This is a genomic window from Candidimonas nitroreducens (genome assembly GCF_002209565.1).
GTDB classification, from domain to species: domain Bacteria; phylum Pseudomonadota; class Gammaproteobacteria; order Burkholderiales; family Burkholderiaceae_B; genus Candidimonas; species Candidimonas nitroreducens.
In genome coordinates this window covers 1-22,627 of sequence record NZ_NJIH01000018.1, presented here as the reverse complement: position 1 = coordinate 22,627, position 22,627 = coordinate 1, and the positions used below count along the sequence as shown (strand labels likewise).

Sequence of the window (22,627 nt, the reverse complement as noted above, 5' to 3'; positions counted from 1 at the left end):
CCATGTCCTACGGTTTCCTCGAGGGCATGCGGGTGATCGAAAGCTCGGCCTTCGTGGCCGCGCCGCTCGGCGGCTTGACGCTTGCGCAGTATGGCGCCGACGTCATCCGCATCGACATGATAGGCGGTGGCATCGACTACGCGCGCTGGCCCGTCATGCCCAACGGCCGCAGCCTCTATTGGACAGGCCTGAACAAGGGCAAGCGCTCGCTTGCCGTCGACCTGCGCAAACCCGAGGGCCGCCAACTGGTTGCGGATCTGGTGGCAGCGCCCGGCTGCGGTATTCTGCTGACCAATGTCGCAGCGCCTTGGCTCGGGCACGCCAGGCTGGCGCAGATGCGGGAGGACGTGATCACCTGCACCATCGAAGGCAATCCGGACGGCACGACGGCGGTGGACTATACCGTCAACTGCGCCACCGGCTACCCGCTGGTGACAGGCGACGGCGCTGCGGACAGGCCCGTAAATCACGTTCTGCCGGCCTGGGACGTGGCCTGTGCAGCGCAGGCCGCCTTCGCGGTGCTGGCCGCCCATGGGCGGCGGCTGGCGAGCGGCCAGGGGGCGGAAATCCGCATCGCGCTGGCCGACGTGGCGTTTTCGACGCTTTCCCACCTGGGGGTCGTGGCCGACGCCCAGCTGCTCGACCATGAACGGCCGGCGATCGGCAACGACGTCTACGGCGGATTCGGCCGCGATTTCGCCTGCCGCGACGGCCGGCGCGTCATGGTGATCGCCATTTCCGCACGCCAGTGGGCGTCCCTGGTGGCGGCCTGCGGCGTCGCCGCGGCGGTGGCCGGCATCGAAGCATCGCGCGGGCTCGACCTGAGACGCGAGGCCGATCGGTACGAGGCGCGCGACGCAATCGCCGACGCGATACGCCCCTGGATCGCGGATCGCGGGCTTGCGGAAGTGGCCGCCGCATTCGACGCGGCGGGCGTATGCTGGGGCATCTACAAGACCGCGCGCGAGCTGGTGGCAGCGGACAAGCGGGTCTCGGCCGCCAACCCTATCTTCGAAACCATCGACACCGCCGGCGTCGGCCGGCATCTCGCCGCCGGGCCGGCCCCCCGGTTCACCGGCGTCGATCGAGGCCAGGTACTGCCGGCGCCGCTGCTGGGCGAGCACACCGACGTCGTCCTGACAGAGCTGCTGGGCCTGTCCGGCGCTGCGATCGGCCTGCTGCACGACAAAGGCATCGTCGCCGGGCCGCACACCGGCCACACTTCATGAAAGGATTACGGCAATGACTACGAGTAGCAACCCCGTGCCCGATATTTCCATTCTCGCTCGGGCCCGAGCGGCGCTTTCCGGCGCCGAGGCCATCGTGGCCGCGGTGGGCGGCCGCGTAGCAGAGCTTTGCGGGCCTGCGGGCGATTTCGATCTCGCCGCGCTCAATCGTCACCAGGCCGAGGCGCACGGCTACGCGTGGATGGCGTCCTACCTGGAAATCCTCAGGGCCACGCTCGGCTGGGCCGAAGAACTCGAGGCCCGGGGCAAGTTCGGCGAGCTGCCGAGACTGCTAGTGGAAATCGGCTTTGGCGAGTACCTGGCGCAGCTCGGGCACGGCATCGCCATGTCGCAGGACGAGATCATACGCCCCGACCGCTACGGGCTGGACGACGAAGCGCGGCGCTTTCTGGCGGCGCCGCAGGTTCGATCCTTCACGTCGAACGGCAGCCGAACCCGTGCCAGCCTGATTGCGCTGCTGCGCCAGTCGGGGCCGGACGCGGTCGTGGACAGCGGCGACGCCGGCGACGAGACGGCGGCGATGATCCGGCGCGAATTCAAAGCCTATGCCCGGGAAAAGATCGCGCCGCACGCACCGGCCTGGCACCAGGCCAACGCGCTCATTCCCATGGATCTCGTCGCCGAGCTGGCGCGCCTGGGTGTGTTCGGCATGACGACGCCGCCGGAATTCGGCGGCTCGGGGCTGGGCGCCGAGGCCATGTGCGTGGTCACGGAAGAGCTTTCCGCGGGCTATATAGGCGTGGGCTCGCTGGGCACGCGCTCGGAAATCGCCAGCGAACTGATCCGCCTGGGCGGCACGCAGGAACAGCGGGAATACTGGCTGCCGCGCATCGCATCCGGCGAAACCCTGCCGACCGCGGTCTTCACCGAGCCGAACACGGGATCCGATCTGGCCAACCTTACAACCCGGGCGCGGCGCGAGGGCGATGTCTACCACGTGTACGGCGCCAAGACCTGGATCACGCACGCCGCACGCGCCGACCTGATGGTGCTGCTGGCCCGTACCGGCGAACCGAACAGCGGCCATCGCGGCCTGACGATGTTCCTCGCCGAAAAACCGCGCGGCACGGACGGCGACCCTTTTCCGGCGCACGGCATGTCCGGCGGAGAAATCCACGTGCTCGGCTACCGCGGCATGCGCGAATATGAATTGGGCTTCGACGGTTTCGAAATTCCCGCCGCGAATGTGCTCGGAGGCGTCGAGGGCCAAGGGTTCCGCCAGCTGATGACGACGTTCGAGCTGGCGCGCATCCAGACCGCGGCGCGCGCCTTGGGCGTGGCCCAGAATGCCTTCGAGCTCGGATTCCGGTATGCCCTCGAGCGCATCCAGTTCGGCCAGCCGCTCATCGAATTCCCACGGGTGTACGGCAAGCTCGCCTGGATGGCGGCGGAACAGGCCATGGTGCGCCAGCTGGTCAAGCGGGCCGCCCGGCTGAAGGAAACAGGCGCCCGCTGCGACGTGGAGGCGGGGATGGCCAAGCTGGTCGCCGCCAGGGTGGCATGGTCGGCCGCCGACAATGCGCTGCAGATTCATGGCGGGAATGGATACGCGAACGAATATCCGATCTCGCGCCTGCTGTGCGACGCCCGCATCCTGAATATCTTCGAAGGGGCGGCCGAGATCCAGGCGCAGGTCATAGCCCGCGGCCTGCTGCAGGGCGGCCGCGGGAAAGATGCACGCAGCGGGGCGGCCGGGCGGCAGCCTTTATAATGACGAGTTCGGCCTGGCACCCAGGCCAGGCTTTTCGTCGCCTATGCCCGCCCTCACCCTAGATCGCATCTCTAAAACCTACCGCGCACCGCGCCGCCCGGCCTGGAAAAGGCTGCTCTCGCCCGGCAAACCGCCGGCGCAAGGCTTCCGTGCGCTGACGGATGTCAGCCTTAGTGTCGAGCACGGCGAATTCTTCGGGCTGCTGGGGCCCAACGGCGCCGGCAAGACCACGCTGATATCCATCCTGGCCGGCCTGGCGCAGGCCTCTTCGGGCACGGCCAGCATCTGCGGCTACGACGTGGTGGCCGACTATCGGGAAAGCCGGCGCTCGCTGGGCGTGGTGCCGCAAGAACTGGTCTACGATCCGTTCTTCACGGTGCGCGAGACCCTGCGCATCCAGTCGGGGTATTTCGGGCTGCGCCACAACGACGACTGGATCGACGAGATCCTCTACAACCTGGGGCTGTCGGACAAGGCCGAATCGAACATGCGCGCGCTGTCCGGCGGCATGAAGCGCCGCGTGCTGGTCGCGCAGGCGCTGGTGCACCGGCCCCCGGTCATCATCCTCGACGAGCCCACCGCGGGGGTGGACGTCGACCTGCGCCGCACCCTCTGGGAATTCATCTCGCGCCTGAACAAGGCGGGGCACACCGTGCTGCTGACCACGCACTACCTGGAAGAAGCCGAGGCGCTATGCGGGCGCGTGGCCATGCTCAAGCGCGGCCGCATCGTCGCCCTGGACACCACCCAGGCGCTGCTGGCCCGCTTCGGCGGCGTCGACCTCGAAGACGCCTTCGTGCGCATCATGCACGACGATACGCCGCTCGAGGTGCTGGCATGAACGCCTCGGCACAGTCGCAGGAAAGCCCTGCCGCGGGCACCACGGCGCCGGCATCCGCCCAACGGGCGCCCGTGCTGCAGGCCCGCGCCGACATGGGCTCGGGCTTCCCGACCCTGCTGCACAAGGAACTGATGCGTTTCTGGAAGGTGGGCTTCCAGACCATCGCCGCGCCGGTGCTGACCGCGCTGCTGTACCTGCTGGTGTTCGCCCACGTGCTGCAGAACCGCGTCCACGTCTACGGCACCGTGCCCTACACATCGTTCCTGATCCCGGGCCTGATGATGATGAGCATGCTGCAGAATTCCTTCGCCAACGCCTCTTCGTCGCTGATCCAGAGCCGCATCACCGGCAATCTGGTGTTCATACTGCTGCCGCCCATGTCGCATCGCGAGATCTTCGGCGCCTATCTGTTGGCCTCGATGACGCGCGGCCTGAGCGTGGGCGCCTGTGTCTGGCTGGTGGCGCTGTTCTTCGTACCGCTGCCGGCGGCGCACGCCGCCTGGGTGCTGGTCTTCGCCCTGCTGTCCTGCGGCATTCTGGCCAACCTGGGCATCATCGCCGGGCTGTGGTCGGAAAAATTCGACCATCTCGCGGCCTTCCAGAATTTCCTCATCATGCCCGCCACCTTTCTTTCGGGCGTGTTCTACTCGATACACAGCCTGCCTCCCTTCTGGCAGGCAGTGTCGCGCTGGAATCCCATCTTCTACACCATCGACGGCTTCCGCTACGGCTTCTTCGCGGTATCGGACGTCTCGCCCTGGCGCAGCCTGGTGGTGGTGTGCTGCGTATTCATCGCCCTGAGCACCGCCACCCTGCGGCTGCTGGCCAAGGGCTACAAACTGCGGAACTGAAAGCCATGATGCCTACCCCGGAACAAGTACGCGACTACATCGCCCAGGGACTGAACTGCGAGCACCTCGAAGTAAGCGGCGACGGCGCCCACTTCGAAGCCGTGATCGTCAGCCCCGACTTCGAAGGCAAGCGCCTGATCGCGCGCCACCAGCTCGTGTACGCCGCGCTGGGCGAGCGCATGAAGGCCGAGATCCACGCCCTGTCGATGCGCACCCTGACCCCCGCCGAATACCAGGGCGGCATCAATGGATAAGCTGTCGATTACCGGCGGCAGGCGCCTGGAAGGCGAGATCACCGTCTCGGGCGCCAAGAATGCCGCCCTGCCCATCCTGTGCGCCGGCCTGCTCACCGCCGACATCCTGGCGCTGGAAAACGTGCCGCGGCTCAATGACATCGACACCATGCTGCGCCTGCTGGGCCGCATGGGCGCGCGCGCCGAGCGCGGCGCGGCGCACGACGTCAGCCTGTGCGCCGCCGAGGTCGACTGCCTGGAAGCGCCCTATGAACTGGTCAAGACCATGCGCGCCTCGATCCTGGTGCTGGGGCCCCTGGTGGCCCGCTACGGCCAGGCGCGCGTCAGCCTGCCGGGCGGCTGCGCCATCGGCCAGCGCCCCGTCGACCAGCACATCAAGGGCCTGGCCGCGCTGGGCGCCGATATCCAGATCGAGCACGGCTTCGTCATCGCCCGGGCCCGGCGCCTGAAGGGCGCGTCGATCCGCACCGACATGGTCACGGTCACCGGCACCGAGAACCTGATGATGGCGGCCACGCTGGCCGAAGGCACCACCGTGCTGGAAAACGCTGCACGCGAACCCGAGGTGGTCGACCTCGCCGAGCTGCTCATCAAGATGGGCGCGCGCATCAGCGGCCACGGCACCGACCGCATCGTCATCGAAGGCGTGGAAAAACTGCACGGCGCCAGCCACCGTGTGGTGGCCGACCGCATCGAGGCCGGCACCTTCCTGTGCGCGGTCGGCGCCACCGGCGGCGACGTGCTGCTGCGCCAAGCGGCCCCGGAAACCATGGGCGCGCTGCTCGACAAGCTGCAGGAAGCCGGGCTCGGCCTGGAATGCGGGCCCGACTGGATCCGCTGCACCATGAACCAGCGACCCAGGGCCGTGGGCGCCCGCACCCGCGAATACCCGGGCTTCCCGACCGACATGCAGGCCCAGCTCATGGCGCTGGACAGCATCGCCGACGGCACCGCGGTCATCGTCGAGAACATCTTCGAGAACCGCTACATGCACGTACAGGAACTGGGCCGCATGGGCGCGCAGATCGACATCGACGGCCACACGGCCGTGGTCACCGGCGTGCCCGAGCTGTCCGGCGCCAACGTCATGGCCACCGACCTGCGCGCCTCGGCCAGCCTGGTAATCGCCGGCCTGGCGGCCCGCGGCGCCACCACCATCGAACGCATCTACCACCTCGACCGAGGCTACGAACGCATGGAAGAAAAACTGCGTGCCCTGGGCGCCGACATCCGCCGCATCAGCGACAAGGGGGCGGCATGAACACGCCCGCGCGGCCGCCCGGAGAACGTGCTCCCTCCCACGGGGAGGATGTCGCGCAGCGACAGGAGGGCGGTTCATCCTCCACGCCCGCGCGGCCGCCCGGAGGGCGTGTTCCCTCCCATGGGGAGGATGTCGCGCAGCGACAGGAGGGCCGTCGATCGGCCGGGCCGCTTACCCTGGCGCTGTCCAAGGGCCGCATCTTCGACGAGACCATGCCTCTGCTGGCGGCGGCCGGAGTCGAGGTCGCGGAAAATCCCGAGTCTTCGCGCAAGCTGATCCTGCCCACCAGCGATCCGGGCCTGCGCCTGATCATCGTGCGCGCCTCCGACGTGCCCACCTATGTACAGTACGGCGCCGCGGACTTCGGCATCGCCGGCAAAGACGTGCTGTTCGAGCACGCCGCGCAGCATCCCGGCGGCCTGTACCAGCCGGTAGACCTGAACATCGCCAAGTGCCGGCTGTGCGTGGCGGTGCGCCAGGGCTTCGACTACGAAGCCGCGGTGCACCAGGGCTCGCGCCTGCGCGTGGCCACCAAGTACGTGCAGGCAGCGCGCGAGCACTTCGCCGCCAAGGGCGTGTATGTCGACCTGATCAAGCTGTACGGCTCGATGGAGCTGGCGCCCCTGGTAGGGCTGGCCGACGCCATCGTCGACCTAGTGTCCACCGGCGGCACGCTCAAGGCCAACAACCTGGTGGCCGTGGAAGAAATCGTGCCGATCTCCTCGCGCCTGATCGTCAACCAGGCCTCGCTGAAGACCCGCGCGGCCGAGCTGCAGCCGCTGATCGACGCCTTCGCACGCGCCTCGGCGGCCTAGTGGCGTGTCTGGATCCAAGCTAAGTTCATGGGCTGATCAAACAGTACGCAGCAAACAGGCCAGCCGCAGCCCAACAGTCCGGCACGAAGAACCTACTCCATTTTCTCAAGCACCATGACCGTGATCGCCCGCCTCAATACCCTTGCCGATGATTTCCAGGCCCGCCTGCGCAAGCTGCTGGCCTTCGACGCCGCGGAAGACGAATCCATCGAACGCGCCAGCGCCGAGATCCTGCGCGACGTGCGCACGCGCGGCGACGCGGCGCTGCTGGACTACACCCGGCGCTTCGACAAGGTCGAGGCCGACTCGGTGGCCGCCCTGGAAATCCCGCGCGAGCAATGGCAGCAGGCCCTGGAAGCCCTGCCCGCGGCGCAGCGCGAGGCGCTGCAGGCCGCCGCCGCGCGGGTGCGCAGCTACCACGAGCGCCAGCTGGGCCACACCTGGACCTATACCGACGACGACGGCACCCTGCTAGGCCAGAAAGTAACGCCGCTGGATCGCGTCGGCCTGTACGTACCGGGCGGCAAGGCCGCCTACCCCTCGTCGGTATTGATGAACGCCATTCCGGCCAAGGTGGCCGGCGTGGCCGAGGTCGTCATGGTCACGCCCACGCCGGGCGGGGCGCGCAACCCCATGGTGCTGGCCGCCGCCGCCATCGCCGGCGTGGATCGCGCATGGGCCGTGGGCGGGGCGCAGGCCATAGGCGCGCTGGCCTACGGCACCGCCAGCATCACGCCGGTGGACAAGATCGTCGGCCCGGGCAACGCCTACGTCGCCAGCGCCAAGCGCCGCGTCTTCGGCACCGTAGGCATAGACATGATCGCCGGCCCCAGCGAAATCCTGATCATCTGCGACGGCTCCACCCCCGCCGACTGGATCGCCATGGACCTGTTCTCGCAGGCCGAGCACGACGAACTGGCGCAGGCCATACTGCTGTGCCCCGACGCCGCCTATCTCGACCAGGTGCAGGCCGCCATCGAGCGGCTGCTGCCCACCATGCCGCGCGCCGCCATCATCGGCGCCAGCCTGGGCGGACGCGGCGCCCTGATCCAGGTGCGCAGCCTCGAAGAAGCCTGCGCCATCGCCAACCAGATCGCGCCCGAGCACCTGGAAATTTCCACCGAGCAGCCCGAGAAATGGGCCGAGCAGATCCGCCACGCCGGCGCCATCTTCATGGGGCGCTATAGTTCCGAGGCCCTGGGCGACTACTGCGCAGGCCCCAACCACGTACTGCCCACTTCGCGCACCGCGCGCTTCTCTTCGCCGCTGGGAGTGTATGATTTCCAGAAGCGCTCCAGCCTGATACAGGTTTCGCCAGCCGGCGCCGGCAAGCTGGGCCGGCTGGCCGCCACGCTGGCGCTGGGCGAAGGGCTGCCGGCGCACGCCGCCAGCGCCCAGTACCGTACCGACTCCGCAACCTGACGACTCGCCCGACTCCATGCGTACCGCCGAAATCAGCCGCAACACCAACGAAACCCGCATCCGGGTCGCCGTCAACCTGGACGGCACCGGCCGCCAGGCCATCGACACCGGCGTGCCCTTTCTCGACCACATGCTCGACCAGATCGCGCGCCATGGCCTGTTCGACCTCGACATCCAGTGCCAGGGCGACACCGAAATCGACGACCACCATACGGTCGAAGACGTAGGCATCACGCTGGGCCAGGCCTTTGCACAGGCCGTCGGCAACAAGGCCGGGCTGCGCCGCTACGGGCATTCCTACGTGCCGCTGGACGAAGCGCTGTCGCGCGTCGTGGTCGATTTCTCGGGCCGCCCGGGCCTGGAATTCCACGTGCCCTTCACGCGCTCGCACGTCGGCCGCTTCGACGTCGACCTGACGCGCGAATTCTTCCAGGGCTTCGTCAACCACGCGCTGGTAACCCTGCACATCGACAATCTGCGCGGACGCAATTCGCATCACCAGTGCGAGACGGTCTTCAAGGCCTTCGGCCGCGCCCTGCGCATGGCCACGGAAATCGACCCGCGCAGCGGCGGCAGCGTGCCATCCACCAAGGGCGTGCTGTAGCAGCATGCCGGCCAGCCGCAAGGCTCGCCGGCCCTTCGGATTCCGTGCCGCCCCGGTTTGAACTATAGTCACACGCTCGCAGCCTACCAGCCTTAGCATTCCATCGCGGAAGCCATCGGCCCCGCCCCAACGAAACATCCGGACACAGTGTGAACACGATCGCCATCGTCGACTACGGCATGGGCAACTTCCATTCGGTCGCCCGCGCCCTGCGCGCCGCCGCGCCCGAAGCCGACATCAGAATCTGCCGCGAGGCGCAGGAAATCGACCGTGCCAGCCGCGTGGTCTTTCCCGGCCAGGGCGCCATGCCCGACTGCATGCGCACGCTGCAGGCCTCGGGGCTGCTCGAAGCGGTGCTGCGCGCGGCGCGCGACAAGCCCCTGCTGGGCGTATGCGTGGGCGAGCAAATGCTGTTCGCGCGCAGCGAAGAAGGCAATACGCCGTGCCTGGACGTATTCCCCGGACAGGTCAGGCGCTTCGCGGGGCCGCAATTCGCCGACGGCCAGGCCGCCGACGACGGCGCGCCGCGCCTGAAGATCCCGCACATGGGCTGGAACCGCGTCAGGCAGACCCAGCGCCACGCCCTGTGGAACGGCATCGCCGACGGCGCCCACTTCTATTTCGTGCACAGCTACTATGCCGAACCTGCAGACCCGGCGCTGGTTGTCGGGGAAACCCACTATGGAATAGGCTTTACCTGTGCGGTCGCAGCAGCTAACATTTTCGCAGTGCAGTTCCATCCGGAAAAGAGCGCCAGCGACGGCCTGCAGCTGTACCGCAACTTCGTCGGCTGGGCCCCCTGACGGCGCGCCGCCGCCGGGGCCGCTTCCGACTCAATCACCGTACCGAACCACCCGCTCAGCCCTTCAGCTATTACCGATCATGCTTCTCATCCCCGCCATTGACCTGAAAGACGGACGCTGCGTACGCCTGCGCCAGGGCGATCTCGACAATGCCACGGTATTTTCCGACGAACCCGCCGCCATGGCGCAGCAGTGGCTCGACCAGGGCGCGCGGCGCCTGCATCTGGTCGACCTGAACGGCGCCGTGGCCGGCAAGCCGCGCAACGAATCCGCCATCAAAGCCATCATCGACGCCGTCGGCGACGAGGTATCGGTGCAGATAGGCGGCGGCATCCGCGACCTCGACACCATCGAACGCTATCTCGACAGCGGCATCTCCTACGTCATCATCGGCACCGCCGCCGTGAAAGACCCGGGCTTCCTGCGCGACGCCTGCAGCGCCTTCCCGGGCAATATCATCGTCGGCCTCGACGCACGCGACGGCAAGGTGGCCACCGACGGCTGGAGCAAGCTCACGCGCCACGACGTGCTCGACCTGGCGCGCAAGTTCGAAGACTACGGCTGCGAAGCCATCATCTACACCGATATCGGCCGCGACGGCATGCTCTCGGGCGTCAACATCGACGCCACGGTTCGGCTCGCCCGCAACGTCAAGATCCCCATCATCGCCTCGGGCGGCGTCACCGACCTGAAAGACATCGAGGCCTTGTGCGCAGTCGAAGAAGACGGCGTCGAAGGCGCCATCCTGGGACGCAGCCTGTACGAAGGCACGCTCGATTTCCAGGCCGCGCAGAACCTGGCCGACGAGCTCGGCGCCGAATGACCGCTACCTCGCTGCAAGAGGCGGATGCCGCGCGGCCACAGGAACATAAGCCAGTGAACAGCAAACCGGATACATCCGCCGACGGCCTCACGCGGCGCATCATCCCCTGCCTGGACGTCACCGCCGGGCGGGTCGTCAAGGGCGTGAACTTCGTCGACCTGATGGACGCCGGCGACCCAATCGAGATCGCCCGCCGCTACGACGAGCAGGGCGCCGACGAACTCACCTTCCTGGACATTACCGCCACCAGCGACGGCCGCGACCTGATCCTGCCCATCATCGAGGCCGTGGCCTCGCAGGTGTTCATCCCGCTGACCGTGGGCGGCGGCGTGCGCCAGGTCGGCGACATCCAGCGCCTGCTGAACGCCGGCGCCGACAAGATCTCCATCAACAGCGCCGCCGTGGCCAACCCCGAACTGGTGCGCGACGCGGCTGCCTACCACGGCTCGCAGTGCATCGTAGTGGCCATCGACGCGCGCCGCGGCGCCGCCGATACCGGCCCGCGCTGGGAGGTCTACACCCACGGCGGACGCAAGGCCACCGGCCTGGACGCCGTGCAGTGGGCCCGCCAGATGGCCGAATACGGCGCCGGCGAAATCCTGCTGACCAGCATGGATCGCGACGGCACGCGCTCGGGCTTCGACCTGGAGCTTACCCGGGCCGTCTCCGACGCCGTACCGGTGCCGGTCATCGCCTCGGGCGGCGTGGGCGGCCTGCAAGACCTGGCCGACGGCGTGACCCTGGGCCGCGCCAGCGCCGTGCTGGCCGCCAGCATCTTCCACTACGGCCAGCACACCGTGCGCGAAGCCAAGGAATTCATGGCCCGCCAAGGTATTAAGGTACGATTGCCCTCATGAAACCCGATACCCAACCCGTCACCGGCTGGCTCGCCGACGTGAAATTCGGCCCCGACGGGCTGCTGCCCGCCATCGCCCAGGACGCCGCCAGCGGCGCCATGCTGATGGTCGCCTGGATGAACGCCGAATCGCTGGCCGAAACCGCGGCCAGCGGCCGCGCCGTGTACTGGTCGCGCTCGCGCGGGCGCCTGTGGCGCAAGGGCGAAGAATCCGGCAACGTACAAATCGTCAACGAAATCCGCCTCGACTGCGACGGCGACGTCATTTTGCTGAAAGTGGAACAACAGGGCGGCATCGCCTGTCATACCGGCAGGGCGAGCTGCTTCTTCCGCCGCCTCGACGGCGCCCCCGACGCGCCCACCTGGACTACCGTCGACCCCGTCCTGAAAGACCCCGAACTGATCTACAAATGAGCCCCACCGCCGAATACGCCGACATCCTGGCGCGTCTTGCCGACACCCTCGAATCGCGCCTGCCCGAGCGCGGCGGCGACCCGCGCTCGTCGTACTCGGCCGGCCTGCTGGCGCGCGGGCCCGACGCTTTCCTGAAGAAAATCGGCGAAGAGGCCACCGAACTGGTCATGGCCGCCAAAGACGGCGTCCCCGAGCGCATCGTCAGCGAAGCCGCCGACCTGTGGTTCCACACCCTGGTGGCCCTCACCCATTACAAGCTGCGCCCCGAAGACGTGCTGCGCGAACTGGCGCGCCGCGAGGGCGTGTCCGGCCTGGCCGAAAAAGCCGCCCGCGGCAGCGGAGGCGCGCCATGAGCGGCCCGTTCCCGTTGCGCAAGGCTGCCCGGGGCCAGGCCGCGGCCCACAAGGCCGCCACCGCCTACGATGCCCATCTCCGCCCAGGCATCACCCCCGCCCTCCCGACGCACTTGCTACTTGCTGCGAAACGCCATATTGTTTCAATACAGGGCCGGCGAGGCGCCGGCACGCCCATCTTGGGTAGAATGGTGCCCCTAGCGCCCCGTCTTGCCCCCATACACGGCCGCGGGCCGGGTCATCAAGCCGGCTTGCGGCGGGCTCCCGCTGCGGGGGCATGCGAAGGAAAAGAAGCCGCGCATATGCATTTTCACACCATCGGGGGCCATCGCCCCCGGGATAAAAGGGCGGCACCCGCCGCCTAACCGGAGAGCACCATTATGGGTAGTTTCAGCATTTGGCACTGGTTGATCGTCCTGGTCATCGTCGCGCTGGTATTCGGCACCAAGAAGCTGCGCAACGTCGGCGAAGACCTCGGCAGCGCCGTCAAAGGGTTCAAGAAGGGCATGAAAGACGCCAACGAAGAAGCCGATGCCAAGCCGGCCGTCACGCAGCGCGTCACCAACGGCGAGACGATCGACGTCCAGGCCAAGGAAAAAACCGACGCCTGACGCCGCCCCACGCCATTCCATTTCTTTGTAACCGGCCCTAGACATGTTCGACGTCAGTTTTAGCGAACTCATGCTGATCGGCATCGTGGCGCTCGTCGTCATCGGCCCGCAGCGCCTGCCCACCGTGGCCCGCACCATCGGCCACCTGGTCGGGCGCGCGCAACGCTACGTCAACGACGTCAAAAGCGACATCCAGCGCGAAATGGATCTCGACGAACTGCGCAACCTCAAAGGCCAGATGGAAGACGCCGCGCGCACCGTCCAGGCCTCGCTCGATGAAACCGCCCAGGAACTGCAACAGGCCAAAGACTCCCTGGCCGACGCGGCCCACTCGGTGCAAGCCGAGCTGCAGGCACCCTTGAAAGACGCCGAGGCCAAGGTCGCCCTTGCCCAGGCCGCCACCAGCATAGAAGAAGCCGCCGCCACCACCGGCAAGGCGGCGGCAAGCGCCGAAACCGCCGCGGCCGCCATCGAAGCGCCGGCCAGCGCCGAAGCCACCGTGCCGGATACACAAAAATCCCTGCCCGGCTTCGCCGAGGCAAGCGCACTGGCCGAGGCCGAACCGCCCGCCGCCCCCCTCAAACCTCCAGCATCGACACCCAGCGGGACGCCAACGTGAAGCAGGACGCCAACACGCAACAGGAAGACGCCCCCCTCGAAGAAGATTCCTTCATCTCCCACCTGATTGAACTGCGCACGCGCCTGATACGCGCGGTCGCGGCGGTGCTGGTGATCTTCGTCGTACTGTTCATCTACCCCGGCGCCTCGAAAATCTACGACATACTGGCCGCGCCCATGCTGGCCACCCTGCCGCAAGGCACGCGCATGATCGCCACCGGCGTGATCACGCCCTTCATGGTGCCCATCAAAGTCACCCTGCTGGCCGCATTCCTGCTGGCCCTGCCCATCGTCCTGTACCAGGCCTGGGCCTTCGTCGCCCCCGGTCTGTACAAGCACGAAAAGCGCCTGGCGCTGCCGCTGATCATCTCCAGCACCTTCCTGTTCCTGCTGGGCATGGCGTTCTGCTACTTCGTGGTGTTCCGCACCGTCTTCCATTTCATCGCCCACTTCGCGCCCCACTCCATCACGCCGGCCCCAGACATCGAGGCCTACCTGAATTTCGTCATGACCATGTTCGTGGCCTTCGGCGTTACCTTCGAAGTGCCCATCGCCGTGATCCTGCTGGTCAAGACCGGCATCGTCACCGTCGAAAAACTGCGCTCCGTGCGCGGCTACGTCATCGTCGGCGCCTTCATCACCGCCGCGGTCGTCACCCCGCCCGACGCGCTCAGCCAGTTCATGCTGGCCTTCCCCCTGTGCCTGCTGTTCGAAATCGGCGTCTTCGCCGCCAGCCTCATCAAGAAGCAGGACGCCAAGCGCGAAGCCGAAAAAGCCGCAGACGAAGAGTCCACGGAAGTCGACGAATACCGCGCCGAATAGCGCCCACAACCCCACCACACACGCCGCCGTCCAGCGTCGTGGGCGGCTGGGGCTCGGCCGGCTCGTCCGAGCCCGCCGCCACCGTAGGGCATTTTGGGGGATGCAAGGGAGGCACTGTTTGAGCGTCAAGCCTGCGCATAGCCCGGGGGGCTATGCGCGACGCGAGTTTGCCGACCGCCCCCAAAATACCCGGAGGTCAAGGGCAGCCCCGGCGCAGCCGGGGCCGGGCGAGCGAGCCGGCCGAGCCCCAGCCGCCCACGGCGCGGGTTAAAAACTCAAGGCCGGGTAATCCGCGGCCGTATCCCCACCTTCACCTCGACCTCCGACGTCTTCCCCCCGCGCCGTATCGTCAGCGTAATCTTGTGCCCCGGCGGCATCGGCGCGATCTGGTTCAGGAAGCCTATCGTGTCATACACCGTCTGGCCATTGATCTTCAGAAGAATATCCCCCACCCGGATCCCCGCCCGCCCGGCCGGCCCATTGCGCAGCACCGTCGCCACAATCACCCCGTCGTCGCCGCTCAGGCCGAACGCCCGGGCCAGATCCGGCGTGATGTCCTGCGGCTCGATGCCCAGCCAGCCGCGCGTCACCGACCCGGTCGCAATAATCTGCTCCATGATCTTGTGCGCCGCCTGCGACGGAATCGCAAAACCAATACCCAGCGACCCCCCATTCTCGGAATAAATCGCCGTATTGATCCCGACCAGATGCCCTTGCGTGTCGATCAGCGCGCCGCCCGAATTGCCCGGATTGATCGCCGCGTCCGTCTGGATGAAATTCTCGTAGATATTGATGCCCAGGCGATTGCGCCCCAGCGCCGACACTATCCCCATCGTCGTAGTCTGCCCCACGCCGAACGGATTGCCTATCGCCAGTACCACGTCACCCACCTTGACGTGGTGATCGCCATTGAACGTAATCGGCGTCAGATTCGGCAGATCCACCTTCAGCACCGCCAGGTCGCTGTCCGGATCCGCGCCCACCAGCTTCGCCTTAGTCTGCCGGCCATCGCTCAAGGCCACCTCGATGGCCTCGGCCGACTCGATCACGTGATAATTCGTCAGAATATAGCCATCGGCGCGCACGATCACGCCCGAACCCAGATTCGTCGTGCGCTTGCGCCGGCTGAAACCCGGCAGCTCGCGGAACAGCCGATTCAGCTGCGGGTCATTGGGCAGCGGCACCACCGGCACGCGCACCTGCTTGCTGGTGTACACATTCACCACCGAAGGCGTCGCCAGCGCCACCGCCGGCGCGTACGACACATACGGCAGCGGGGCGGCAGCCCCCTCGGCGGAGCGCGGCGCGGCCGGAGCGGGCGTCGGCTCCGCGGCGGGCTTGCGCGACACATGCAGCCAGTCGGGGCGCAAGGTTGCCACGATGAATAAAATACCGAGGCAGACCGTTACTGTCTGGGCAAATAGCAACCACAATCGACGCATAAGGCAACAGACGAAAATGAATCAGGTTTCCACGCAGGAACTGGCCCGCTGGCTTGACGCCACCCTGCAGCCCCAGCGCTTCCGGGACTACTGTCCCAATGGCCTGCAGGTCGAAGGCAGCGACACAATCACGCACATTATCACCGGAGTCACCGCCTCTTACGCGCTGATCGAGGCGGCCGTGGCAAAAAAGGCCGACGCCGTGCTGGTGCATCACGGCTGGTTCTGGAAGAACGAAGACCCCTGCATCCGCGGCCCCAAACGCGCCCGCCTCGCCCTGGCGCTGAGCCACGGGCTAAATCTGTACGCCTACCATCTGCCGCTGGACGCCCACCCCACACTGGGCAACAACGCGCAACTGGCGCGCGTACTGGGTTTCGAGCCGCTGCTGGACGAAACCGGCCAACCCCAGACCTGCGGCCCCGAGGGCCTGGTCTGGCTGGGCGGCCCCGGATCCTCGGCCACCCTGCAGGATCTTGCCACGCACGTTTGCAATACCTTACACCGCGAGCCCTTGATTGTTGGGAATCCACAACAGAAGCTGCAGCGCATCGCCTGGTGCACCGGCGCCGCGCAAGGCATGATCGAGGCCGCCACCGCGGCGGGCGCCCAGGCCTACATCACCGGCGAGGCCTCGGAACAGACCTACCATTGGGCGCGCGAAACCGGCACCGGCTTCATCGCCGCCGGCCACCACGCTACCGAACGCTACGGCATACAGGCGCTGGGCCACGCCGTGGCGCGTGAATTCGGCATCGAAGTGGAATTCGTGGATCTGGACAACCCCATTTGACGGGTAGGCAAAGCGGGCAAGAGCGCCGCCCGCTGGCCCGCGCGCCGGCGCACGGCACCCGCTACCACGTGTCAATACATACGGGCCGCGTTGATGTACGCGCAGCCGCTACGGCAACACGGCCGCCCACCCACCGCCACCCCGGCAGCAATCAAGCGATCGGGCCGATTGCGGCGCAGCGGCGCGGCGAGCCGCGCCCGGCGTCAGCCCTGCTGCTTCTTGAGCAGATCGCGGATTTCCTGCAGCAGCACCACGTCGGCCGGCGGAGCGGCGGGCGCGGCGGCTTCTTCCTTGACCAGCTTTTCGCGCGCGGAATTCGCCGCCTTGACCAGGCAGAACACCACGAAGGCCAGCAGGATGAAATTGATCAGGATGGTGAGGAAATTGCCCCAGGCCAGCACCACCGCCCCCGCCTTGGTCAGATCGGCATACGTATGCGGGCCGCTGTAGTTCGCCGGCTGCGTAAGCACCCAGAACAAGTTGGTAAAGTCTACCTTCCCGCCCAAAATGAAGCTGATGATGGGCATGATCACGTCCTTTACCAGCGAATCGATGATCTTCCCGAAGGCCGCGCCGATGATCACACCGACGGCCAGATCGATCATGTTCCCTTTCACGGCGAACTGGCGGAATTCAGCAAGAAAACCCGTGGCTTTGCTCATTGTTTCACCCTCTTTCGATTTCGCCCACATCGGGCTGACGCTATAATACGCGGTTGCTAGGCTTATACATTGCAAAAAACAGTGAATGGAAATGCCCTTGGAGGGCATCAATAAGGATACAAGATGAGTCAGGATAAGACACAGCTCGATGATGCGGGCGCGGTTGATCCCAATCTGCCGCCCGACCCTTCGCGCCGTTTCTGGGTCGCCTCCGCCTGTGCGGTGGGCGGCGTCGCGGGCGTTGCCACTGCGGTGCCTTTCGTCACGTCCTTTGCGCCTTCCGAAAGGGCGAAGGCGGCCGGGGCGCCGGTGGAAGTCGACCTCACCAGCCTTGCTCCGGGCGAAATGCGCACCGTCGCATGGCGCGGCAAGCCGGTCTGGGTCATGCACCGCACCCCCGAGCAAATCAAAGACCTGCCGAAAAACGACCCCCTCCTCGCCGACCCCCATTCCGACCGCCCTGGCTTCACTCCCCCCTTCGCCAAAAACGAATACCGCTCTCGCAAGCCTGAATACCTGGTTGTCGTCGCCATCTGTACCCATCTGGGCTGCGTCCCGACCCCGCACTTCGAAGTGGGCGCGCAGCCAGGCCTGCCTTCCTCCTGGGAAGGCGGTTTCCTGTGTCCCTGCCACGGTTCCACCTACGACCTGTCCGGCCGGGTATTCAAGAACGTTCCCGCGCCCGACAACCTCGAGGTTCCGCCTTATGCATTCTCGGCCGATGGCACCAAGCTGACCATCGGCGTCGATGAAATCAAAAAGGCCTGAGCGCTTCCCCGCGAAGCCGCACCTCACTAGGCATTGAATCCAAGATAATCAAGGAGCCGTTTCATGGCTGGCGAAAAAACCGTCGAGACCACAGGGCTTTTGGGCTGGATAGACAGGCGCTTCCCCCTGACGTCCACCTACAAGGCGCACCTGTCCGAATACTACGCACCCAAGAATTTCAATTTCTGGTACTTCTTCGGCTCACTGGCACTCCTGGTGCTGGTGATCCAGATCGTGACCGGCATCTTCCTGGTCATGAACTACAAGCCCGACGCGAAGCTGGCCTTCCTGTCGGTCGAGTACATCATGCGCGAAGTGCCGTGGGGCTGGCTGATCCGCTACATGCACTCCACCGGCGCCTCGATGTTCTTCGTGGTGGTCTACCTGCACATGCTGCGCGGGCTGTTCTACGGCTCGTACCGCAAGCCGCGCGAGCTGGTGTGGGTCTTCGGCGTGGCCATCTTCCTGTGCCTGATGGGCGAAGCCTTCTTCGGCTACCTGCTGCCCTGGGGCCAGATGTCGTACTGGGGCGCCCAGGTCATCGTCAACCTGTTCTCGGCTATCCCCTACATCGGGCCTGAACTGTCGATCTGGATCCGCGGCGACTACGTCGTGTCCGACGCCACCCTGAACCGCTTCTTCGCCTTCCACGTCATCGCCATCCCGCTGGTGCTGCTGGGCCTGGTCGTCGCGCACATCGTGGCGCTGCACGAAGTCGGCTCCAACAACCCCGACGGCGTCGAAATCAAGCAAGGCCCCAAAGACCGCAACGGCCACCCGCTGGACGGCATCCCGTTCCACCCCTACTACACCGTGCACGACATCATGGGCGTGGCCGGCTTCCTGCTGGTGTTCGCGGCCATTATCTTCTTCGGCCCCGAAATGGGCGGCTACTTCCTGGAAAGCAACAACTTCATCCCGGCCGACTCGCTCAAGACCCCGCCGCACATCGCCCCGGTCTGGTACTTCACGCCGTTCTACTCCATGCTGCGCGCCACCACCAGCGACTTCACCTGGGTGCTGTCGGCGGGCGCCATCATCGCCGCCATCGCGCTGTTCCTCAAGGGCGGCCTGCGCGGCTTCTGGCGCATCCTGGTGCCGGTCATCCTGATCATCATCGCCATCCTCATGAAGACGCTCGACGCCAAGTTCTGGGGCGTGGTCGACATGGGCGGCTCGGTGGTCATCCTGTTCTTCCTGCCGTGGCTCGACCGCTCGCCGGTCAAGTCCATACGCTATCGCCCCACTTGGCATAAATTCCTGTATGCGCTTTTCATCGTGACATTCCTGGTACTGGGCTTCATCGGCACCAAGCCGCCCAACCCGACGTACAACATCATCAGCCAGATCGGAACCGTGATCTACCTGGGCTTCTTCCTGCTGATGCCCGTCTGGAGCCGCCTCGGCACGTTCAAGCCGGTTCCCGAACGCGTCGTGTTTCACGCCCACTAGGCCCATATACTGTACGGAACGATCATGATCAAAAAGCTGCTAGGCGCCATCGCCATATCCCTGGCCTTCACGTCCGTATGTTCGGCTGAAGGCGGATATACGCTCGATACCGCGCCCAATCGCATCAACGACCTGCCGGCCCTGCAACATGGCGCCAAGCTGTTCGTCAACTACTGTCTCAGCTGCCACAGCGCCAACGCCATGCGCTACAACCGGCTGGCCGACCTCGGGCTGACCGACGACGAAATCAAGAAGAACCTGCTGTTCACCGGCACCAAGGTCGGCGACCTGATGCACGTGGCCATGACGCCCGCGGACGGCAAGAAGTGGTTCGGCACGGCGCCCCCCGACCTGTCGGTCATGGCGCGTGCCAAGTCGGAAAACTTCGGTGCCTCCGGCGTCGACTACATCTACACCTACCTGCGCACCTTCTACCGCGACACCAGCAAGCACACCGGCTGGGACAACCTGGTGTTCCCCAACGTCGCCATGCCCAATGTGCTGTGGCAGCTGCAGGGCCAGCGCACGCTGACCCGCACTTCCATCGCCCCCAAAGAAGGCAAGAACGGCGAAGAACAATGGGAGCAGACCGTCACCACGTACGATCCGCAGGGCTACTCCACGGTCAAGACCGAGGCTCTGCAGAACTACCACGGCCCGGAAGTCAGCAAGGACATCTACACCGCGGCCAACCCCGCGCAGACCGCCGCTTTCGACAATGACGTGGCCGACCTCAGCAACTTCCTCGGCTGGATGGCCGAGCCGGCCCAGCAGTTCCGCAAGCGCCTGGGCGTCTGGGTAATGCTGTTCCTGGCCCTGTTCCTGCTGGTGGCCTGGCGCTTGAACTCGGCCTACTGGAAGAACGTCAAGTAGCTGCTGCAGTGCCCCGGCAGCCCGGGCCGATCCCTTAAGCTGCCGGTCAAGAAAATAGGCGTATAAGGCTATACATACGCCTATTTCCCTTTTGTAGGCCGCCTACATTCGCGTGCCTTTGTTACCTTTTTGCAACGGAACCCACGATATGATGGTGCTCTATTCAGGTACGACCTGCCCCTTCTCCCAACGCTGCCGCTTCGTGCTGTTCGAAAAAGGCATGGATTTCGAGATCCGGGACATCGACCTCTACAACAAGCCCGAAGATATCGCGGTCATGAACCCCTACGGCCAGGTGCCCATCCTGGTCGAGCGCGACCTGGTGCTGTATGAATCCAGCATCATCAACGAGTACATCGACGAGCGCTTCCCGCATCCGCAGCTCATGCCGGCCGACCCCGTCATGCGCGCCCGCACCCGGCTGTTCCTGTACAACTTCGAGAAAGAGCTGTTCGTGCATGTTTCGGTGCTGGAAAACCGCGCCGAAACCGACAGCAAGGCGCTGGACGACGCGCGCCACAGCATCCGCGACCGCCTGGCGCAGCTCGCCCCCATGCTGCTCAAGAACAAGTACATGCTGGGCGAAGAATTCTCCATGCTGGACGTGGCCGTGGCGCCGCTGCTGTGGCGCCTGGATCACTACGGCATCGAGCTGCCCAAGAACGCCGCTCCCATCCAGAAATACGCCGAGCGCATCTTTTCGCGCCCGGCCTACATCGAGGCGCTCACGCCTTCCGAAAAGGTGATGCGCCGCTAAAACGCCCCATGTCCGAGACCTCGACCAAGCCCTATCTGATCCGCGCGCTGCATGAATGGTGCACCGACAACGGCTACACGCCGCACATCGTCGTCACGGTGGATGCCAATACCGTCGTGCCGCGCGCGCACATCCACGATGGCCAGATCACGCTGAACATCGGCTCGCTGGCCACCAACCGCCTGACCCTGGGCAATGAATTCATCGAATTCCAGGCCCGCTTCAGCGGGGTGACCGAACACATCTTCGTCCCCGTCTCGGCCGTGTCCGCCATCTATGCCCGTGAAACCGGCGCCGGCATGGGCTTCGAGGTCGAGCCCTCGCAACCGCGCAACGCCGACGAGCCCGGCGAAAGCGCCAAGCCCCAAACGCCCGCCCCCACCGACGGCAAGCCCGACGAAGGCCCCGACGACGACCCGAAGCGGCCGCGCCTGACCATCGTCAAATAGCGCGCCTCCTGCGCGCAAACACCAGCACATTGCCCAGCATCACCAGCGCCAGGCCGGCAAACGACTGCGGCGCCCAGCGATAGCCTTCGGCCACGGTGGAAATGCTCAGCGCCACCACCGGGAACAGCACCGTGCAATAGGCGGCCCTTTCCGGGCCCATGCGGCCCACCAGCGTCAGGTAGCTCGTGAAGCCCACGATCGAGCCGAACAGCGCCAGGTACAGCAAGGCCCCCACATAGGCCGGGGCGGCATCGAAGCCGAAGTGCTGGCCGCTGGCCAGGCAGCCCGCCAGCAGCAGCGCGGCGCCGTAGAACATGCTGTAGGCATTGCCCGTCAATGGCCCGATGCCAGCGCGCTGCTGTGCGGCGGACAGCATATTCCCCGTCGAGAAACAAAATGTGCCCAGCAGCGCCAGGCCCAGCCCCAGCAGCGTCTCGCGGCCGGCATGATGCCCCGCCAGCTGCGGCCAGAACAACAGCACCAACCCGCCCAGCCCCAGAACGCCGCCCAGCATGACCCGCGGCGCGATGCGCGTGCCGAAATACAGGCGGGCATTGAGCGCATTCCATATCGTGGCAGCGGAAAACACCACCGACACCAGCCCGCTGGGTATCCATTGCGTAGCGCTGTAGAAGCACAGGAAATTCAGGCAGAACAGGCACAGCCCCTGGCCCAGGCACAACAAATGGCCACGGCGATCCAGCCGCTGCAGCCGGCCCAGCAAGGCCAGCCCGGCCAGCATCAGCACCGAGGCCAGCGCGAAGCGATAGAACACCGATACAGGTATCGCCACCACGCCCAGCTGCAGCTTGATGGCTATCCAGGTCGATCCCCAGATCAGTACGGTGAGCAAGTACAGGAACAGGTTCATGATGGCAGGCAGTATAAGTGCCAACGCCGATCCAAAGCTGGCCCGTGGAAGACCTGTGCAAACACTTGGATCTTTCTGGGGCGGCCGTTCATGCATCGGTACGCAGGCCGCCCCGAAGCCATGCAGCTCTCAATCTGTTAGCGTCGATGTAATACTGACCCACCCCGTCGGAGTAAATCTGACCCACCTGGGCAATGATGGTGGCTTTTTGGCCACCGACAATGTTGACTCAGGAGCAAGCAGTGGAGATCAAG

27 protein-coding genes are annotated in these 22,627 nt (G+C 65.9%); 24 read left to right on the top strand and 3 right to left on the bottom strand.

The window, feature by feature from the left end:
• Window positions 1-2 precede the first annotated feature (2 nt).
• From CEY11_RS23345 to tatC, 17 genes are all read left to right on the top strand, one after another.
• A complete protein-coding gene (locus CEY11_RS23345) occupies window positions 3-1,229 on the top strand; it encodes a CoA transferase (protein ID WP_088605838.1) in 1,227 nt (408 codons plus the stop codon).
• Between the two features lie 13 nt (window positions 1,230-1,242).
• Entirely contained in the window at window positions 1,243-2,958 is a 1,716-nt protein-coding gene (locus CEY11_RS23340; protein ID WP_088605837.1) for an acyl-CoA dehydrogenase family protein, read from the top strand.
• Window positions 2,959-3,001: 43 nt separating this feature from the next.
• Window positions 3,002-3,799, top strand: a complete 798-nt coding sequence (locus CEY11_RS23335) for an ABC transporter ATP-binding protein (RefSeq protein ID WP_088605836.1) — start codon at window positions 3,002-3,004, stop codon at window positions 3,797-3,799.
• A gap of 92 nt (window positions 3,800-3,891) precedes the next feature.
• Complete coding sequence (locus tag CEY11_RS23330) at window positions 3,892-4,650, top strand: ABC transporter permease (RefSeq protein ID WP_233155046.1); 759 nt, start codon at window positions 3,892-3,894, stop codon at window positions 4,648-4,650.
• A 5-nt stretch (window positions 4,651-4,655) separates the two neighbouring features.
• Window positions 4,656-4,904: a BolA family protein gene (locus CEY11_RS23325; RefSeq protein ID WP_088605834.1), complete on the top strand. Its 249-nt coding sequence runs from the start codon at window positions 4,656-4,658 to the stop codon at window positions 4,902-4,904.
• On the top strand, window positions 4,897-6,165 hold the full coding sequence (murA, locus tag CEY11_RS23320; protein ID WP_088605833.1) for a UDP-N-acetylglucosamine 1-carboxyvinyltransferase: 1,269 nt from the start codon (window positions 4,897-4,899) through the stop codon (window positions 6,163-6,165). Before CEY11_RS23325 ends, murA begins: the two co-directional genes overlap by 8 nt.
• A complete protein-coding gene (gene hisG, locus CEY11_RS23315; RefSeq protein ID WP_088605832.1) occupies window positions 6,162-6,980 on the top strand; it encodes an ATP phosphoribosyltransferase in 819 nt (272 codons plus the stop codon). Before murA ends, hisG begins: the two co-directional genes overlap by 4 nt.
• Window positions 6,981-7,094: 114 nt before the next feature.
• The gene (hisD, locus tag CEY11_RS23310) at window positions 7,095-8,402 is read left to right on the top strand and encodes a histidinol dehydrogenase (protein WP_088605831.1); all 1,308 of its coding nucleotides are present in this window, start codon (window positions 7,095-7,097) and stop codon (window positions 8,400-8,402) included.
• Between the two features lie 16 nt (window positions 8,403-8,418).
• Window positions 8,419-9,006 carry an imidazoleglycerol-phosphate dehydratase HisB gene (gene hisB / locus CEY11_RS23305; protein ID WP_088605830.1) on the top strand — a complete coding sequence of 196 codons (588 nt, stop codon included), beginning with the start codon at window positions 8,419-8,421 and terminating at the stop codon, window positions 9,004-9,006.
• A 149-nt stretch (window positions 9,007-9,155) separates the two neighbouring features.
• Window positions 9,156-9,809 (top strand): imidazole glycerol phosphate synthase subunit HisH, encoded by a 654-nt coding sequence (gene hisH / locus CEY11_RS23300; protein WP_088605829.1) that lies wholly within the window; start codon window positions 9,156-9,158, stop codon window positions 9,807-9,809.
• A gap of 79 nt (window positions 9,810-9,888) precedes the next feature.
• Window positions 9,889-10,632: a 1-(5-phosphoribosyl)-5-[(5-phosphoribosylamino)methylideneamino]imidazole-4-carboxamide isomerase gene (gene hisA / locus CEY11_RS23295; protein ID WP_088605828.1), complete on the top strand. Its 744-nt coding sequence runs from the start codon at window positions 9,889-9,891 to the stop codon at window positions 10,630-10,632.
• A 53-nt stretch (window positions 10,633-10,685) separates the two neighbouring features.
• On the top strand, window positions 10,686-11,489 hold the full coding sequence (gene hisF, locus CEY11_RS23290) for an imidazole glycerol phosphate synthase subunit HisF (RefSeq protein ID WP_233155041.1): 804 nt from the start codon (window positions 10,686-10,688) through the stop codon (window positions 11,487-11,489).
• On the top strand, window positions 11,486-11,902 hold the full coding sequence (gene hisI / locus CEY11_RS23285; RefSeq protein ID WP_088605826.1) for a phosphoribosyl-AMP cyclohydrolase: 417 nt from the start codon (window positions 11,486-11,488) through the stop codon (window positions 11,900-11,902). Before hisF ends, hisI begins: the two co-directional genes overlap by 4 nt.
• Entirely contained in the window at window positions 11,899-12,255 is a 357-nt protein-coding gene (locus CEY11_RS23280) for a phosphoribosyl-ATP diphosphatase (RefSeq protein WP_088605825.1), read from the top strand. The genes hisI and CEY11_RS23280 overlap by 4 nt, the downstream gene beginning before the upstream one ends.
• Before the next feature lie 380 nt (window positions 12,256-12,635).
• Window positions 12,636-12,866 (top strand): Sec-independent protein translocase subunit TatA, encoded by a 231-nt coding sequence (tatA, locus tag CEY11_RS23275; RefSeq protein ID WP_088605824.1) that lies wholly within the window; start codon window positions 12,636-12,638, stop codon window positions 12,864-12,866.
• Window positions 12,867-12,909: 43 nt separating this feature from the next.
• On the top strand, window positions 12,910-13,485 hold the full coding sequence (gene tatB, locus CEY11_RS23270; RefSeq protein WP_088605823.1) for a Sec-independent protein translocase protein TatB: 576 nt from the start codon (window positions 12,910-12,912) through the stop codon (window positions 13,483-13,485).
• Entirely contained in the window at window positions 13,482-14,306 is an 825-nt protein-coding gene (gene tatC, locus CEY11_RS23265; RefSeq protein ID WP_088605822.1) for a twin-arginine translocase subunit TatC, read from the top strand. The genes tatB and tatC overlap by 4 nt, the downstream gene beginning before the upstream one ends.
• Before the next feature lie 275 nt (window positions 14,307-14,581).
• Here the strand turns inward: tatC and CEY11_RS23260 are convergent, their stop codons facing one another.
• Complete coding sequence (locus tag CEY11_RS23260; protein WP_088605821.1) at window positions 14,582-15,748, bottom strand: S1C family serine protease; 1,167 nt, start codon at window positions 15,746-15,748, stop codon at window positions 14,582-14,584.
• Between the two features lie 16 nt (window positions 15,749-15,764).
• Between CEY11_RS23260 and CEY11_RS23255 the strand changes: the two genes are divergently transcribed.
• On the top strand, window positions 15,765-16,541 hold the full coding sequence (locus CEY11_RS23255) for a Nif3-like dinuclear metal center hexameric protein (protein ID WP_088605820.1): 777 nt from the start codon (window positions 15,765-15,767) through the stop codon (window positions 16,539-16,541).
• Between the two features lie 203 nt (window positions 16,542-16,744).
• Here the strand turns inward: CEY11_RS23255 and mscL are convergent, their stop codons facing one another.
• Window positions 16,745-17,203, bottom strand: a complete 459-nt coding sequence (gene mscL, locus CEY11_RS23250) for a large conductance mechanosensitive channel protein MscL (RefSeq protein ID WP_088605819.1) — start codon at window positions 17,201-17,203, stop codon at window positions 16,745-16,747.
• A gap of 123 nt (window positions 17,204-17,326) precedes the next feature.
• Here mscL and petA point away from each other — a divergent pair, with 123 nt between their 5' ends.
• The 5 genes from petA (at window position 17,327) to CEY11_RS23225 (ending at window position 21,502) form a co-directional block, all read left to right on the top strand.
• Window positions 17,327-17,971, top strand: a complete 645-nt coding sequence (gene petA / locus CEY11_RS23245) for a ubiquinol-cytochrome c reductase iron-sulfur subunit (RefSeq protein ID WP_088605818.1) — start codon at window positions 17,327-17,329, stop codon at window positions 17,969-17,971.
• Window positions 17,972-18,034: 63 nt separating this feature from the next.
• Window positions 18,035-19,423, top strand: coding sequence for a cytochrome b (locus tag CEY11_RS23240; protein ID WP_088605817.1), 1,389 nt, complete (start codon window positions 18,035-18,037; stop codon window positions 19,421-19,423).
• Window positions 19,424-19,447: 24 nt separating this feature from the next.
• Entirely contained in the window at window positions 19,448-20,296 is an 849-nt protein-coding gene (locus tag CEY11_RS23235; protein WP_088605816.1) for a cytochrome c1, read from the top strand.
• 148 nt (window positions 20,297-20,444) lie between these two features.
• Window positions 20,445-21,053 (top strand): glutathione S-transferase N-terminal domain-containing protein, encoded by a 609-nt coding sequence (locus CEY11_RS23230; RefSeq protein WP_088605815.1) that lies wholly within the window; start codon window positions 20,445-20,447, stop codon window positions 21,051-21,053.
• Window positions 21,054-21,061: 8 nt separating this feature from the next.
• A complete protein-coding gene (locus tag CEY11_RS23225; RefSeq protein ID WP_088605814.1) occupies window positions 21,062-21,502 on the top strand; it encodes a ClpXP protease specificity-enhancing factor in 441 nt (146 codons plus the stop codon).
• Here CEY11_RS23225 and CEY11_RS23220 read toward each other — a convergent pair.
• A complete protein-coding gene (locus tag CEY11_RS23220; RefSeq protein WP_088605897.1) occupies window positions 21,495-22,373 on the bottom strand; it encodes a DMT family transporter in 879 nt (292 codons plus the stop codon). The genes CEY11_RS23225 and CEY11_RS23220 overlap by 8 nt on opposite strands.
• Here CEY11_RS23220 and CEY11_RS25860 point away from each other — a divergent pair.
• Window positions 22,372-22,627, top strand: a 256-nt coding sequence (locus CEY11_RS25860) for a hypothetical protein (RefSeq protein WP_233155040.1), incomplete at its 3' end; no start/stop codon positions are given. The genes CEY11_RS23220 and CEY11_RS25860 overlap by 2 nt on opposite strands.